The organism is Leucobacter sp. cx-328 (assembly GCF_014530035.1).
Taxonomy (GTDB): domain Bacteria; phylum Actinomycetota; class Actinomycetes; order Actinomycetales; family Microbacteriaceae; genus Leucobacter.
On record NZ_JACVMX010000010.1, the window covers coordinates 85,030 to 100,704 of the forward strand.

13 protein-coding genes and 2 tRNA genes are annotated in these 15,675 nt (G+C 62.4%); 7 read left to right on the forward strand and 8 right to left on the reverse strand.

All coding sequences use genetic code 11. The features are described from left to right. Positions 1 to 5: 5 nt before the first annotated feature. From ICL81_RS10915 to ICL81_RS10925, 3 genes are all read right to left on the reverse strand, one after another. Positions 6 to 383, reverse strand: coding sequence for a DUF3592 domain-containing protein (locus ICL81_RS10915; RefSeq protein WP_188034907.1), 378 nt, complete (start codon positions 381 to 383; stop codon positions 6 to 8). A gap of 78 nt (positions 384 to 461) precedes the next feature. Beyond that, the gene (locus ICL81_RS10920; RefSeq protein WP_188034908.1) at positions 462 to 1,988 is read right to left on the reverse strand and encodes an Ig-like domain-containing protein; all 1,527 of its coding nucleotides are present in this window, start codon (positions 1,986 to 1,988) and stop codon (positions 462 to 464) included. 129 nt (positions 1,989 to 2,117) lie between these two features. Beyond that, positions 2,118 to 2,510, reverse strand: coding sequence for an MmcQ/YjbR family DNA-binding protein (locus ICL81_RS10925; RefSeq protein WP_188034909.1), 393 nt, complete (start codon positions 2,508 to 2,510; stop codon positions 2,118 to 2,120). Positions 2,511 to 2,646: 136 nt separating this feature from the next. On the opposite strand from ICL81_RS10925, the gene ICL81_RS10930 reads away from it, so the two are divergent. The 4 genes from ICL81_RS10930 (at position 2,647) to ICL81_RS10945 (ending at position 7,050) form a co-directional block, all read left to right on the forward strand. After that, the gene (locus tag ICL81_RS10930) at positions 2,647 to 3,285 is read left to right on the forward strand and encodes a TetR/AcrR family transcriptional regulator (RefSeq protein ID WP_188034910.1); all 639 of its coding nucleotides are present in this window, start codon (positions 2,647 to 2,649) and stop codon (positions 3,283 to 3,285) included. An 18-nt stretch (positions 3,286 to 3,303) separates the two neighbouring features. Further along, complete coding sequence (locus ICL81_RS10935; protein ID WP_188034911.1) at positions 3,304 to 4,395, forward strand: zinc-binding dehydrogenase; 1,092 nt, start codon at positions 3,304 to 3,306, stop codon at positions 4,393 to 4,395. Positions 4,396 to 4,545: 150 nt separating this feature from the next. Continuing rightward, complete coding sequence (locus tag ICL81_RS10940; protein WP_188034912.1) at positions 4,546 to 5,214, forward strand: YoaK family protein; 669 nt, start codon at positions 4,546 to 4,548, stop codon at positions 5,212 to 5,214. 60 nt (positions 5,215 to 5,274) lie between these two features. Further along, positions 5,275 to 7,050 carry an alkaline phosphatase family protein gene (locus tag ICL81_RS10945; RefSeq protein WP_188034913.1) on the forward strand — a complete coding sequence of 592 codons (1,776 nt, stop codon included), beginning with the start codon at positions 5,275 to 5,277 and terminating at the stop codon, positions 7,048 to 7,050. Between the two features lie 56 nt (positions 7,051 to 7,106). Here ICL81_RS10945 and ICL81_RS10950 read toward each other — a convergent pair whose 3' ends face one another. From ICL81_RS10950 to ICL81_RS10965, 4 genes are all read right to left on the reverse strand, one after another. Further along, positions 7,107 to 8,819, reverse strand: a complete 1,713-nt coding sequence (locus ICL81_RS10950; protein ID WP_188034914.1) for a long-chain-fatty-acid--CoA ligase — start codon at positions 8,817 to 8,819, stop codon at positions 7,107 to 7,109. An 88-nt stretch (positions 8,820 to 8,907) separates the two neighbouring features. After that, positions 8,908 to 9,537 (reverse strand): trimeric intracellular cation channel family protein, encoded by a 630-nt coding sequence (locus tag ICL81_RS10955; protein ID WP_188034915.1) that lies wholly within the window; start codon positions 9,535 to 9,537, stop codon positions 8,908 to 8,910. Positions 9,538 to 10,170: 633 nt separating this feature from the next. Then, positions 10,171 to 10,247, reverse strand: a tRNA-Arg gene (locus tag ICL81_RS10960). Between the two features lie 81 nt (positions 10,248 to 10,328). After that, a tRNA-Arg gene (locus ICL81_RS10965) sits at positions 10,329 to 10,402 on the reverse strand. A gap of 194 nt (positions 10,403 to 10,596) precedes the next feature. Between ICL81_RS10965 and ICL81_RS10970 the strand changes: the two genes are divergently transcribed. Continuing rightward, a complete protein-coding gene (locus tag ICL81_RS10970) occupies positions 10,597 to 11,169 on the forward strand; it encodes an adenine phosphoribosyltransferase (protein WP_188034916.1) in 573 nt (190 codons plus the stop codon). A 15-nt stretch (positions 11,170 to 11,184) separates the two neighbouring features. After that, positions 11,185 to 12,960, forward strand: coding sequence for an AMP-binding protein (locus ICL81_RS10975; protein ID WP_188034917.1), 1,776 nt, complete (start codon positions 11,185 to 11,187; stop codon positions 12,958 to 12,960). 623 nt (positions 12,961 to 13,583) lie between these two features. Here the strand turns inward: ICL81_RS10975 and ICL81_RS10980 are convergent. Continuing rightward, positions 13,584 to 14,564: an o-succinylbenzoate synthase gene (locus tag ICL81_RS10980; protein WP_188034918.1), complete on the reverse strand. Its 981-nt coding sequence runs from the start codon at positions 14,562 to 14,564 to the stop codon at positions 13,584 to 13,586. Between the two features lie 130 nt (positions 14,565 to 14,694). On the opposite strand from ICL81_RS10980, the gene ICL81_RS10985 reads away from it, so the two are divergent. Next, positions 14,695 to 15,636, forward strand: a complete 942-nt coding sequence (locus ICL81_RS10985) for a 1,4-dihydroxy-2-naphthoyl-CoA synthase (RefSeq protein ID WP_188034919.1) — start codon at positions 14,695 to 14,697, stop codon at positions 15,634 to 15,636. The last annotated feature ends 39 nt before the right edge of the window (positions 15,637 to 15,675 follow it).

Genomic DNA, 15,675 nt, shown 5'->3' on the forward strand with positions numbered 1-15,675 from the left:
ACCGGCTAACTGGCCAGCGCCCACACCCCGAATGCCAAGCTCGCCACGAGTGTGAGCACGCCGACACCGATCAGCGTCGAACCATTACGACTGACCCTCGCGGGGTGCGACTCTGCAGGGTTCTTCGGATCATAGGCGACTTCGAACGTGCCACCGAGAGACTTTCGAAATTCAAAGCGAATGTGCGAGGTTCCCGAGTACTGATCCTTGCCCACAGTGTAGGTGTAGGTGTCAGGGGAGTGGCGATAGTTATAGTTCGTCCACGTGCCTGTGCAGCGTTTCCAATGCGGCGGAATCATGTTGCGCACGCGCCACCCCGCAATCGTGACCATAGTTCCAACAAGGAGAAGCACAGCTGGTCCAGCTAATTGCAGAATGGTCATGCGGCATCGAGCTCCGGGTTGTCAGGCGATTCAGGGCTACGCACGTATTTCTGCGGAGGCAGCGGCGTTGTGTGCGGTCTAGTGCTCTGCCGAACGCTTCCGGAGGCGCAGCGTCGTCAGCGCGACGAGCCCAAGTGCGATGCTTGCGGCCGCGGCCCACAGCAGTGCGTCGTGCTGTGACGCACCGGTGTTTGCGAGGGCAGCGTGAGGCTTGGTGACAGCCGGGTCAACGGGCTTCACGGGCTTCACCGGGTCAGTGGGGTCGACCGGCTTCACGGGGTCATCCTCATAGATGTTGATGACGGTGAGAGTGGTGGGATCCGCCCCAATCGTGACAGGGTCCGAGATCTCCACGCGGGTTGCCCCGAGCGCATCAGGCTCGGTCGCGGTGCAGATTGCGCCGAGCGGTACGGCCTGCTTCTGCGGCACGAAGCTCGCGTCGTCGGTTGCTGCGGTGATCTCGTACTGCTTCGGGAAGCCCGTGACGATCTTGTCGTTCTTCGTGCACACGACTTCGATGGTGAAGCGCGTCGAAGGGGTGATCTCAGGATCGACGTTGCCCTCGGTGCGATCGTCGACCACGAACTTGATGATGCTGAGCTCACCGAGACCGGTGCCGGTGCCTGATCCACTGCCGCCACCCGAGCGCTCGAGCGTTGCGGTGGCGTCAGCAGTCGAGGTGCCGTTGTAGATCTTTGTCGTATTTGCGTACAGCGACGCGGTCGAGTCAGTAATTGTGGTGCGGTAATCGAGCAGAATGACTTCATTCACCTCGGTACCCTGCGGGAGCTGCAGTTCAAAGCCATCCTCAGTGCAGGACACCAGGTCGTAGCGGCTGCTGTCAATGAGTGCGAGATTGGAAAGATCGCCCGTGATCGGGTCGACGGTCGTCGTACCAAATACGCGCAGGGTGGAGCATTCCATCTGCTGGTGCTCCCCAACGACATCGGTGAAGACGAGCTCAGGGAACGGGCCGATTGCAGATGCCACGTTCCACGCGATCGCCTTATCGGGCGCGCTTACGCCCTGGTCATCGAGCTGTGTCCACGCACCTGATTTAGCAACGCTGTTCCGGTTGATGATCGTTTCATCGATGACAATGTCGTCGGTGAACGTCCCGCCGTTGCCCGTGCGGAACACCAGCGTGACGGTCGAACCGTTCCCGGCGTTGGAATTGAACTCCGTGTAAATCTTGCCCTCGCCAGTGATGTCGGTGTGGGTCAGCGCAAAATTAGTGAGGGTGAAGGTGACGATCTGACCGATCATTGTCGCCTCTGCGACGGCCTCACCAGCGGTGTTGCGCAGGGTGAACCCGCGAGACAAGGGCTTGAGCTGCTCAGGGAGCGTGATGCTGAAGATGTCTCCAGGGTGGCTTTGGCCAGGCAGGTTGAACGTGAAGTCAACCTGTACTCGCGACCAGTTCTTTGCCGCGTCTTCCTTCAGCGTGATTGAGGTGACCGCGCCATCAAGCGGGTGCGCAGATGCTGGCGTCGCGAACGGTCCAGACAAAACAGTCATCGCGAACACGAGGAGGGCAATGACGAGCGCACGAACTCCGGTGACCCGTTGCGTGGATGACTTCGCGAGCGGACGAGCGGAATCCATGCGTGTACCTCCGTGTAGCAGCTTGCCGATTCCAAACAACGAAATAACTATGTAAATCGCAAGACTCGGCGCTGTACTAAGTATGGCGGGACTTCTGGGGAAATCTCAACACGGTGGTGGGGCGGAGCACTAGTCCGCGTGAGTAGTCTGCCCAAACACCGCAGGATCAACCGGCCGTAGCCGCGCAGGCAACCCCTCGACGACGAGGAGGTACGACTCGGTCACCAGGTCCCGCACCATCTCGCGCTCGAGTTCCGGCCCGGGATCAAGCGTGATCCAGTGTCGCTTGTTCATGTGCCAGCCCGGAATGATCTGTGTGAACGCTTCGCGCAGCAACGCCGAATCTGCTGGTCGTGCCTTGAGTGTGACAATCGGGCGCCCTGGCTTGTCAGTGACCATCATGAAGATCTTGTCGGTCACGCGATAGACGTCGTGATCGTCTCCGAACGGCCGGGTGAGCATAGCGCCCGGAAGCTCGTCGATCCGCTCACGAGCCCACTGCTGAATTTGGGTGGGTTCCATGCGCGCTCCTGGGTTGCTAATGAGGTTACTCAAGTTTCACACTATTCCGCTCACGGGGGCGGATCGCAGCACGGATCCACCTCCGAGCTTTCTGTGTTTCATAGACACCTGTCCATGAACTTGATACGTTGAGGCCATGAACGTCATTGCAGACGGCATGCAGATTGTCGACGCAACCAAGATGGATCCGCGCTCTGAGCGAGTGCGGGCGCAACTGTTTGCTGCTGCGGCCGAGTTGGGCGCTGCGGGGGAGAGTTTCTCCGTGAGTAAGCTCGCCCGGCAGGCTGGGGTGAGCCGCTCGGTGTTCTACCTCCATTTCAATGACCTGTCTGACTTCGCGCTTCACCTGCAGCGGATCCACATCGATGAGATTGCGCGCGCGGCAGCCCTCGACCGTGAGGCGGACCCGCACGCCTCAATGCTCCAGTCGCAGCGGGCGCTCATCGCTCACATCGCCGCGAATCGCAGTCTCTACCGAGCGGCGTTCGCACTTGCAGACAGCCGGGCCACGGGAGAAGGAACCGCGGCGACAATCGCCGGCGTCCTCCTCGCCCACATCGAAGAGATCGGCACGATGCCTGCCGGGCTCCGCGCCGAAATTGTTGCGGTCTACTTCGCAGAGGCCGTGACCGGGCTCATCACCGCATGGCTGCTCGATGAGTTCGTCGCGACTGAGGAGGAACTTGCGCAGCACCTCTTCCAGCTCTTGCCGTCGTGGATGCACGACGAGTCACCAACCACCGCCGACACGCACGGCGGAACCCACAACAAGTAAGTACAGAAAGGCAACACCATGAAAGCATCAGTCGTACGCGAACTTGGCAAGGGCTTCGAGCTTGCCGATGTTGACATCGCCTCTCCCACCGGCCGTGAGGTGCTCATCGAGGTCAAAGCATCGGGGCTTTGCCACTCGGATGAGCTCGCCGCCAACCACGACCTTGGCTACGCGCCACCGATGGTCCTCGGACACGAGGTCGCTGGCATCGTCACCGAGATCGGTCCAGACGTCACCCAGTTCAAGGTCGGCGATCACGTCGTCGGCTGCCTCGTGCAGTTCTGCGGTGTGTGCGTTCGCTGTCGTGAGGGCAAGACATCGCTGTGCCTGAACCCTGACGCAACCACGCGTCGTGAGGGGGAGGAGCCGCGCCTCACTGAGAACGGCAAGCCGGTCGCACAGGGTATGGCGCTCGGCGGCTTTGCCCAGCAGGCGCTCATCCACGAGAACCAGCTCGCTGATGTCCCCAAAGAAATGCCGTGGGCCCAGGCAGCACTGCTTGGCTGTGGCGTCGTGACCGGTGCGGGCGCCGTGTTGAACACGGCCAATGTGCAGCCGTCAGACGCTGTGGTCGTGATTGGCCTCGGTGGCGTTGGTCTCAACGCCATTAACGGTGCAATCACCGCCGGCGCTGCGACGATCATCGCGATCGATATTGCTGACGACAAGCTCGAACGCGCCAAGGCCTTTGGCGCAACGCACGTCATCAATTCCAAGACGCAGGATCCGGTTGCCGAGGTCCTCGCCATCACCGGTATCGGCGCTGACGCGGTATTTGATTTCGTCGGCGTTGGCCCGGTCACCGAGCAGGGCTTCAAGATGGTCGCGCCCGGTGGCGGGCTGTACCTCATCGGCGTGCTTGACCCGACCGCGACGCTGAACATCTCGTCGATGGAGATGCTCATGACCCGTCGCCGTGTACAGGGCGTCTACATGGGGAACACCAACGCGAAGCGCGACATCCCGCTCTACGCGAAGCTCTACCTCGAGGGCCGCTTCGAGCTCGACTCACTCGTCTCAAAGGAGATCTCCCTCGGCGAGATCAACGAGGGCTACGCCTCGCTCAAGGATCCGACGATCGCGCGCGTCGTCATCACTGACCTGTCGTAGTCGCCGGGTAACGCACTGCGGAGGGGCGCGGATCGTGAGCAGCCAGCACGGGCTTCGCGATCCGCGCCCCTCTCGCGCGTAGCGATCGATCTGCGTGCAATAGTAAGGTCGCAGTGAAGACCAACACGCAACGGGAGGGTACGAGCGAACATGCAGCAGATCTCCCGCGTCTCATTCGCTGGCTCACTCGTGCTCGCGGGCATGGCGGGCTTCGTGGACGCGGTCGGCTTCATCTTGTCTGGCGGCCTCTTCGTCTCGTTCATGAGCGGCAACTCCACGCAGGCGGGCGTCGAAGTGAGCGCGGGAAGCAGCCAGACTGCGCTTGTCGCGATGTCACTGGTCGGCGGCTTCCTCGTCGGCGTCATCGCCGGCAGATTCGCAGGGCTGCGAACTCCGCACGTGACGACCGGCACCCGCATCATCGGCCTCGGCATCGCGCTCGCCGCAGCTGCCCTCATCGTCGCTGCGTGGCCAGCGCCCGGATACACGCTCGCTGCCCTCGCAGCGGTGATGGGCGCGATGAACACGCTCTTCATTTCCGACGGTCGCGCCCAGGTCGCCATCACTTATGCGACTGGCACCTTGGTGAGCGTGGGTATCGGGGTGGCGGATCAGGTCGCCGGGCTCAACCGTGGCGCATGGATCCGCCCATTTTTGCTCTGGGCATCGATCACGCTCGGCGCCGTCGTTGGAACGCTGTGCTGGCGGGTGCTCGACGTCTGGGCGCTCATGATTGCCGCCGCCGTGCTGTGTGCCTTGGGGGTTGTGCACGTTGTGCGGGTGCGGGCACAGGCTCACATTCAATCGAAGGGCTTATAGTCCGTCGCGGCGCGAAAAGCCACTCTGTTTTTCGACCACACCCAGGGGTAGCCTGACCCCATGGAAGCAGCGAGCGGACCGCAGGAATCAGCGAAGCATGCGAGTGGGCAGCCTGAGGACGCCTCGTCGGCTGGCCCCACACGGCGCTCAGTGTTGCGAAGCGGCGGGCTGCTTGCCGCCGGCGCCGCGGTCGGAGCTGCCGGGTTCGGTGCTTGGCGTTCGGCGGAATCACGTGCACACCCTGGTGACCCTTATATTCCGCATGAGTTCTCGGTTCCGAAGCCGCGGAAGAATCCCGGATTTGATCACCTGGTGGTGTTGATGGGGGAGAACCGTTCGTTCGACAACGTGCTTGGGTATTTGTACACCCCTGACGACCTCCCGCCAGACGGGAAGTTCGAGGGGCTGGCATTTGGAAACTACAAGAACACCGCCGAGGACGGCACTGAGGTTGCCGCGCATCGGTACTCAGGCCCAACTGACAAGATCATGCGACAGCCAGACCCAGACCCTGGTGAAGAGTACCCGCATGTGAACACGCAGATCTTTGGCGAGCAGAACTCTGGCAACCGTGGCCGTGACGTCGGTGAAATGCAGCCACCGTACAACGCGCCTGCTAAGGGGGCGCGCGGATCCATGAGCGGTTTCGTGCGTGACTACGAGTCTGAGTTTCTGCGTATCGCGGGCCGTGCGCCATCGGCATTGGAGCGCAACCAGATCATGGGCTCCTTCGACCCAGCAATGCTGCCCGTGGTGTCGACGCTCGCACGTGAGTTTGGGGTGTTTGACCACTGGTTCTGCGCGGTTCCCAGCCAGACGTTCTGCAATCGAAGCTTCTTCCACGCGTCGACTTCGCACGGCTATGTCACAAACCAGCACGGTGGTGGGTATGAGAAATGGCTGCAGGCCGCTGCGACTCCGACCGTGTTTAACCGGCTCGAAGAGGCGGGGGAGAGCTGGCGCATTTACTTTGACAAGCTGCAGCTTGTTTCGTTCACCGGTGTCATTCACGCCCCAGTGCTTGAGAAGTACTGGAAGACTGAGCGCTTCGCCACCATGGAGCAGTTCGAAGAGGACGCGAAGAATGGCACTCTCCCGGCGTACGCGTTTGTAGAACCGCGTATGACCTTCAACCACAACGATTTTCACCCGCCCGTTGGCGTGCTGCGCGAGAGCGAAGTGGACAAGATCGACGTCTACAACGGCGCCCTCTCCGACGTTCGCGCGGGTGACGCGCTCGTACATCGGGTGTACACCGCGATCCGCACAGCACTGTCAGAACGCGGCTCCAACTACCTCAACACGGCGATGCTGCTGACCTTTGACGAACACGGCGGCACGTACGATCACGTGGTGCCCCCGGCAGCAGAGAATCCAGATGCTGAGGCAGGCGAAATGGGATTCACCTTCGATCGACTCGGAGCGCGGGTGCCCTCGATCTTGGTGTCTGCCCACGTGGAACGCGGCAGCGTGTTCTCTGAGGTTATGCATCACGGTTCGCTGGCAGCAACGCTGAGCGAACGCTTCTCATTCGAACCGCTTACCGTGCGTGACAAGAATGCTCGTTCGTTGGCAGAGAGCTTTAACCGCAAGGTTCCGCGGCATGTGTCTGATTGGCCACAGCCAGTTCCCGCGTTCGTGCCGCCGAATCCAGAAGACTCTGGTCACCCTGCTGACGCCGACCCTGATCGACCGTTGAGTCCACCTGCGAAGGGGCTGCTGGGACTGTTGCTTGCCAAGTATGGCGACGCGGCCGAAAAGGCAAACCCGCCGCAGACATTTGCTGAGGCGTACGCGGTGCTCCAGAAGTACGGTCAGGGGCTGTTCGGGGTGTGATCCGCGCCCCGTTCGAATCGCACGATTGACGGGGCGCGGATCAATGATCGCCGCAACTAGCCCGCGGCGATCATCAGCTCCCGCACCTCGCGACGCAGTACCTTGCCAATGAGCGAGCGAGGGAGCTCGTCGACCACATCCACGCGCTTGGGAACCTTGTAGGCCGCAAGTCGGCTGCGGCAGAAGGTACGCACGGCATCGGTATCGACGTCAGCGCCTTCGCGCACGACGATCGCAGCAGCGACCATCTCCGAGCCGTCACCGCGGGGGAGTGCCACGACTGCGGCCTGGTCGATGTCGGGGTGCGAGACGAGCACCTCTTCGACTTCGCTTGGGGAGACGTTGAAGCCACCAGTGATGATGAGCTCCTTCTTGCGGTCAACCACCGTCACGAAGCCGTCCTCGGAGACTGTCACGATGTCACCGGTGCGGAGCCAGCCGCCCTGCAGCAGGGTCTCGGCGGTGTCGTCCGGACGGTTCCAGTAGCCCTTGAAGACCTGCGGGCCCCGCAGCAGGAGTTCGCCGGGCTGGCCGGGCTCGACCTCAATCGTTGGATCGTCAGGATCAATGACGCGGATCTCGGTGCTCGGGAACGGCACGCCAACCGAGCCGGGGCGACGGGCCGGGCCTGCCGGGTTGCCGAGTGCAACGGGCGAAGCCTCGGTCATGCCGTAGCCCTCGACGAGGAGCCCGCCGGTAACTTCCTCCCAGCGCTGCACGGTCGAGACCGGGAGCGGCATTGCGCCCGAGATGGCGAAGCGAATTGTTGAGAGGTCGATCTTGCCGTTGAGCGCTTCGCGGGCGAGACGGTCGTACATCGGGGGAACACCGGGTAGGAAGGTCGGCGGTGACTTTTTCGCCGCCTGCTTCACGAGGTCGACGTCGAAGGTTGGGAAGAGCACGAGGCGCGCACCAATGCTCATCGCAAAGGTGAGGCACAGTGTCAGACCGTACGCGTGGAACAGCGGGAGAACGCCGTAGAAGACCTCATTGCCTTCGTGGAGCCCGGGCAGCCACTCACGCCCTTGCATTGCATTCGCACGCAGGTTTGCATGGGTGAGGATCGCACCCTTGGGCCGGCCGGTCGTGCCACTCGTGTACTGCAGCACGGCGATGTCTTCGAGTTCAGGGCCAGCGACTCGCTTCGAGATGCGGTTGCCGAACAATGACTCCCACGGGCGCATGTCTTTCGATGCCGGCTTCGCGGTGAGCTTTTTGCGTGCGGTGCGGGCCTTTGAAATGGGGAGGCGCAGCGCGAACTGCTGCAAGCCTGGCATTGCCTTCGTCATGTTGACGGTGATGATGTGATGCGGGCGCACGTCGGCTGGGAGAGCGTCGATCTTCTCGCTCGCCACGTCCCAGACGATCGCGACGGTCGCCTCATGATCTTCAAACTGATGGCGCAGTTCGCGCTCGGTGTAGAGCGGGTTGTGCTCGACCACAACGGCGCCGAGTCGGAGCACCGCGTAGAACGCGATGACGTGCTGCGGGCAGCTCGGGAGCACCAGCGCTACGCGGTCGCCCTTACGCACGCCGAGCTTGCGGAGGCCGGCTGCGGCTCGCTCGACCTCGTCGTACAGTTCTTTATACGTGGTGGTGCGCCCGAAGAACTCGAGCGCGACGTTGTTGGCGAACCGCTTGGCGCTCACCTTGAGTGCGTCGGGGAGGGTCTGCGTGACCTCATCAATTTCGGGACGCACGCCCTCGGCGTAGGAAGCGAGCCACGGTCGCGTCTCATCTGGCTGAGCCTGGTTGTTTGCTGCAGTCATGTGCTGGCCTCCCTGCCATTCGGTATGAGGCGAGCCTAGTGTCTGTTACATCCCCAGTGGGGTATCTATTCCTGGGTGCGGAGTGTGGCTAGTTGGTGACTCTGCGCGGTTTGGGCAGATGCCATCCGCGCGCGTAGGACGTCAGGCGGAGGGCAGTGGCGACCACACCACCGGCTGCCGTCGCGATGAGGAGATGTCCGGTCATCTGAGTGATCAGCGTTGCGATGATTGCGCCGACTATTGCTGAGACGGCGTAGAGCTCACGCGTCAGAACGCCGGGCACGTCATTCACGAGTACGTCGCGAATCACGCCACCGCCAATCGCAACAACCGTGCCAACGAATACAGCGGTGACGAAGCCGAAGCCCTTCTCAGCCGAGATCGCGGCACCGTACGCGGCAAAGATACCGAGACCCAGCGCATCGAACACGATCTCAAACATGCGAATCTTCGAGAGGCTTGGATGGAAGAAGAACGTGGCAAGAGACGCAAGGAGGGCTGATGTCCAGTAGGGCCAGTGCGTGAATGAGACCGGCGGATGAACGCCGAGAATCATGTCGCGGATCACGCCGCCACCAATACCCGTAGCCAGGCCGACGACGAGCACTCCGAGAAGGTCAAGATTGTGGCGGACTCCAACAAGTGCGCCAGATACGGCAAACGCAACAATGCCAATAATCCACAGGGCCTCGATGACCCATCCAGCAATTTCAACCATGCCCATATTTTATATGGGTGGGCGGATCGACGACTCCTGCAGGTGGAACTGTGGCGGGGCCGGCGGGTGCCTGTTGTTTGTTGTTTGTGGTCTGTGGTCTGTGGTCTGTGGTCTGTGCATTATCCCGGTCAGGGGTTTCGGGACCCTTTGGCGCTTTGGCGTTGTCAGGCCCGCACCTGTGGGGCGCCGCTGTGGCCTATGCTCTTGCCGTGCAAATTAGGGAGAGGATTGGCACGCGCCCAGGGCGCGCCTGAAATCTATTGGGGCAGCCATGGCGTGAGCCATGGCTGGGCGTCATTCCTCGTCAGAGGAACCTGGGATGAGTGGTGCTGGCCCGTGAGCGGAGCTGCTTGAGCGTGTCGCCAGGCTTCACCCTGCCGAAACCGACCGTTTCTCCCGAAACATGGCCTTTCATGCGCATGAAAGGGGTGATCTCGGCAGAAACCCCTAGTTTCGAGGGGTTGGGGCTGAGCGGTGTGAGAAACCCTTGTTTTGCGGGGGTGGCCTCAAGGGAGAAGGGCGGCGCGGTGCGCCGGCTGCCTCGATCCGCCGGTCCGCCAACTCGGCACCACAACACCACAACACCACAACACCAAAAAGACCCGGTCACATTCCGTGACCGGGTCTTTACTCTGGTGCGCCCCAAGGGATTCGAACCCCTGACCTTCTGATCCGTAGTCAGATGCTCTATCCAGCTGAGCTAGGGGCGCATGCTGCCGAATTCTCGGCCGCTAGCTGTTGATTTCTCAACAAAATACCCGGCCACTTTCGTGACCGGGTATTTTTAGCGGTGCGCCCCAAGGGATTCGAACCCCTGACCTTCTGATCCGTAGTCAGATGCTCTATCCAGCTGAGCTAGGGGCGCATGCTACTGATTGCTCAGTCGCTATACCGTTGATCTCTCAACAAAAGAAAACTTTACACGGCCTCCCCGCGAAACAAAAATCAGGGCGCTAAGATTTCGCATCCCGCGAGTGTCGTTGGGGCAGAATTCCGCATAGATCTCCCGCTGAACGCCTATTTACCTCAGAAACTGCGGGTACTCTGGATGTTGTGCCTATGAACACTTCGAGCGAACATTCGTCCACGACTGAGCCCAATGCTGCACTGATCCGCGCAGAAGGCCTGATTGCCGAGCTGCCTGATTACCCGGCTCCGGGCATCCTCTTCCGCGACATCATGCCGCTGCTTGCCGACGGCGATGCGCTCCGCGCCACCGTCGAAGCGATGATTGCGCCTTTCGAAGGCAAGTATGACGTCATCGCGGGCTTGGAGGCGCGTGGCTTCCTGCTCGCTTCTGCTGCCGCATACGCTGCGGGTGTCGGCGTGATGCCGATCCGCAAGGCTGGCAAGCTCCCGCGCCCGGCCGCAAAGGCAGATTACGCGCTGGAGTACGGCACCGCGTCGATTGAGGCGCACAATGACTTCCCGCGCGGCACCCGTGTGCTGCTTCTTGATGACGTGCTTGCGACCGGCGGAACCCTCGCCGCAGCCCGCGAGCTCATGGCCGAGCTTGGCTACGTCGTCGCCGGCACCACCGTGCTGTTCGAGATTGACGGGCTTGGCGGACGTGACGTGATCGGTGATCCCGAGCTGCACACGGTCTTCCATAACGCGCACGAAGCGCAGTAACTAGATTTGAGCTCCATGTCACTTTCCTCTGCATCCGCTGCATTCTTCGCCGGACGCGACCAGCTGCTGTCCCTAGCGGGCGATCCCGCGCGCGCTCGCGAAGAGTTCGTCTGGCCCGACGTTGGGCCAGACTTCAACTGGGCACTTGACGTCTTTGACGTCATCGCGGCCGGCGATGACCCCGGGAGCGAGGGCGGCGACGCGATCGCACTCTGGATCGCAGAGCAGAACGGCAACGAGCAGAAGATCTCGTTCGCCGAGATGAAGCGTCGTTCTGACCAGGTCGCGAACTGGATGCGCAGCATCGGTGTGCGCAAGGGCGACGTCGCAATGCTTATGCTCGGCAACCGCCTCGAGCTGTGGGAAATCATGCTCGCGTCGATGAAGATCGGTGCAGTCATCCTGCCGACGTCGGTCGTGCTCGGCTCGCACGAGCTCGAAGATCGCGTCGCTCGCGGCCAGGTCAAGTGGGTCTTCGCTGCCCCCGAAGACGCAGTGAAGTTTACCGCAGTTCCCGGTAAGTACCGCGGCGTCTGCGTCGGCTTCGAAGCAGCTGACAAGAACCAACGCGCCGCGCTCTGGGACTGGTCGCCGTATGATGAGGCGCGATCCGCGTCCCAGGCACCGATCTCACGGGTGACCGTGAGCGAAGATCCCGCGCTGATCTACTTCACTTCGGGAACCACGAGCCTGCCCAAGATCGTCGTGCACTCGCACACGAGCTACCCGCTCGGCCATCTCACGACGATGTCGTGGATCGGCGTGCGCCCCGGCGACATTCACTCGGTCATCAGCGCGCCCGGTTGGGGCAAGCACGCATGGTCGAGTTTCTATGGACCGTGGCACGTTGGTGCGACGATCTTTGTTGCGAACTATGCAAAGTTCGACGCGGATCACCTGGCCGCCGAACTGGACCGCGTCGGCGTGAACACCTTCTGTGCGCCGCCCACCGTGTGGCGCATGCTCATTCAGAAGAAGCTCGAGCACAAGCCCGCCGCGCTGCGCGAGGTCGTGTCGGCTGGCGAACCGCTCAATCCCGAGGTCATCGCGCGAATCGAGGAGTGGTGGGGACTCACCATCCGCGACGGATACGGCCAGACCGAAACCACCGCACTCATCGCGACTATGCCAGGCGACAGCGTCGTGGCAGGCGCAATGGGCCGTCCGTTGCCCGGCGTCGATGTTGTACTCGTCGACCCGATGACCGGCGAGCCGGCTGCTGAGGGTGAAGTCTGCTTGCGCCTCGGCGCAGAAGAAGGCGGATCGGCCACTCGCAGACCCGTGAACCTCATGCCCGGCTACTTCGGCAATCCCGAGGCAACCGCGAAGGCCACCGCCGGCGGATACTTCCACACCGGCGACGTCGCGGAAGCAGACGAGTCTGGCGTGCTGACCTTTATCGGTCGCACCGATGACATCTTCAAGTCCAGCGACTTTAAGGTCTCGCCCTTCGAAGTTGAGAGCGCGCTCATCGAGCACGAGTTCGTTGCCGAGGCGGCCGTTGTTGGCGCACCCGATGACACTCGCCTCAACGTCACCAAGGCGTACGTCGGGCTGGCGCCCGGCGTCTCGGGGGATTCCGAAGCCGCGCGTGCGATCCTGGCGCACGCACGCGTGGCGTTGCCACCGTACATGCGCGTTCGCCGCGTGGAGTTCTTCGAGCTGCCGAAGACGATCTCGGGCAAGATCCGCCGCGTTGAACTGCGCAAGCGCGAGGTTGAGGCCTTCGAAGCTGGCACGCGCATCGAGAGCGAGTGGCGCGAGGAAGACTTCCCCGACTTGAAGCGGTAGTGGGCGCCCGCGTTGGCACCTCCCGCGCCGCTCAGCCGCGTCGCCCGCCAACCCCGGCGCCGCTGACCCCGCGAAAAGGGCCCGTTCTCTCGAAACCGGTAGTTTCATGCGCATGAAACCCCTGTTTTTGTGAGAACGGGCCCTTTTCGTTGCCTTGGCCCTCGCTGACCGGGGTTGGTGGACAATGCAGCCCGGCCGTTGGCCGGCCCGTTCTTATTGGCGCGCATTCGCGCGGGGGAGAGCTGGGCGTCGAACCTGCGCGCGAGTCATCCACAGTGAAAGCGGAATTATGGTCCAAACCAGGGCCGAAAAATAGGCCTTGCTACGAATTACACACATGTAATTATCCACATGTGGATAACTCCATGTGTGTAATTCCAATGGTGGCGTTAGGCCAGTTGTCACAATGATTTTGGACTCTGGCGGACGCGGGCGTTTCGTGGTACGTGTGAGAAACCTGGGAGCTTTTCGCCAAGTTATACACAGTTATGCACAGGTTGTGCACCGACGTCCCGGGCGTGTGGGGATAAGCTGCCGGGCGTGTTCGTCCAGGAGCGCCCGCGGAGGCCGTGGCTGCTCGTCGTGACGAGAAATGGTATGCGCTGAGGCGCTGGGGTGCCGGGCTACAGCGCCGCGAAGCAGCGCTGCACGCGTTCGAGCCACCAAGCTTCGCGGTCGGGCGCTGCTCGGAACTTCTCAAGCGCAGCAGGGGCAACCTCCGGGCGCCGAACAGGAAGTTCACCGCCTACAGGCAGCAGTGGATCCGCCGCCACATCACCATCAAGCAGCGCAACCGTGGCAAGCCCACAGGCGCCAGCGAGCATTCCCTCGGGAAGTGCAGCCGCTAGGTGCAGCCCCATGGAAATGCCAATTGACGTGTCAAGTGCGCTGGAGATCACCACCGGAAGCCCAGCCTCCGCAACGATGTCGAGGGCCGAGGCAATCCCGCCGAGCGGCTGCGCCTTCACAATGAGCAGGTCCGCTGCGCCGGCGCGGGCCACGGCCAGCGGGTCCTCTGCCTTGCGCACGCTTTCATCAGCGGCGATGCGCACCGATCCGCCCAACATCTCGCGCAGCTGTGCCAGCTCGGGCACGGTTGCGACTGGCTGTTCCGCGTATTCGAGCCCGAATGGTGCGAGCTTGGTGATGGCCTCGTGGGCTTCGCTCACGGACCAGCCGCAGTTTGAGTCGATGCGGATCCGCGCCCCATCGCCCATGATCTCCCGCACGGCGGCGACGCGAGCGATGTCGTCCGCGAGTGATTGGCCGCGTTCAGCCACCTTGACCTTGGCGGTTGTGCAACCGGGGAAGCGCTCCAAGATGTGAGCAACACTGTCGGCCGCGATCGCGGGAACGGTCGCGTTGACGGGAATTGTTGTGCGCAACGGTGCGGGCACCGCGCCCCATCCGTACTCGAGTGCGGCAGCCAGCCAGCGCGAGGCCTCGGCGTCGTCATACTCCGGGAACGGGGAAAACTCACTCGCGCCATTGGGTGCATCGAAGATGACGGCTTCGCGAACGGTGATTCCGCGGAACCGCGTGCGCGTGGGAATTGCAACCACGCTCGCAGATGTGAGTAACGCTTCGAGAGACGGAGTGGTCATACTGCGATCTTCCCACGTCAGGGTGCGAGCGTCGATGCAGGCTTCGATGCGGTCGCGGTGGTGGGTGGGCCGTTGGGCGGTGCATGTGCATATCTGTCTGATGCGGCCATGAGCGAAGTAGGCTGGGCACATGACGACGCAGGATTCACAGCCCAACCAGGCGCGCAAGGTTTCTGACATCTTCGATCCCGAGGTGTGGGAGGTGGCGCCCGGTTCCGAGCGCTACACCGACATCACCGCGCACCTGAGCCTCGACGGCCGCATCGCGCGCATCGCGTTCGACCGTCCCGAGGTGCGCAATGCGTTCCGTCCGCGCACGGTTGACGAGCTGTATGACGCGCTCGATCGCGTGCGCGTGAATCCCCGCGTCGGTGTTGTGTTGCTCACAGGCAACGGTCCGAGTGCGAAGGACGGCGGTTGGTCGTTCTGCTCGGGCGGCGATCAGCGCATCCGTGGCCGTGACGGCTACAAGTACTCGGAAGACGAGACCGCGGTCGGCCCCGAGGCGTCTGCGCGCGCTGGCCGCCTGCACATCCTTGAGGTGCAGCGTTTGATCCGCTTTATGCCGAAGGTCGTCATCGCGCTGGTGCCGGGCTGGGCAGCCGGTGGCGGCCACTCGCTCAACGTGGTCTGCGACCTCACGATTGCGAGCCGAGAGCACGCGAAGTTCAAGCAGACCGACGCCGACGTTGGCTCGTTTGACGCTGGGTACGGCAGTGCCTACTTTGCGCGACAGGTCGGCCAGAAGTTCGCGCGTGAGATCTTCTTCCTCGCTGAGACCTATGACGCGGATCGCGCCCGCGAAATCGGTGCCGTGAACGAGGTTGTGCCACACGCTGAGCTCGAGACCAGGGGCATCGAGTGGGCGCGCACGATTCTGGGCAAGTCGCCGACCGCGATCCGCATGCTCAAGTATGCGATGAACGCCGTCGACGATGGCATCGTCGGTCAGCAGCTCTTCGCTGGTGAGACCACGCGCCTCGCCTACGGTACTGACGAAGCTGTTGAGGGCCGCGACTCGTTCCTCGAGAAGCGCGACCCTGACTGGTCGGCGTTCCCGTACCACTACTAAGAGTTGAGTTCGCGCTAGCCTCGCAAGCGTCTCAACCCC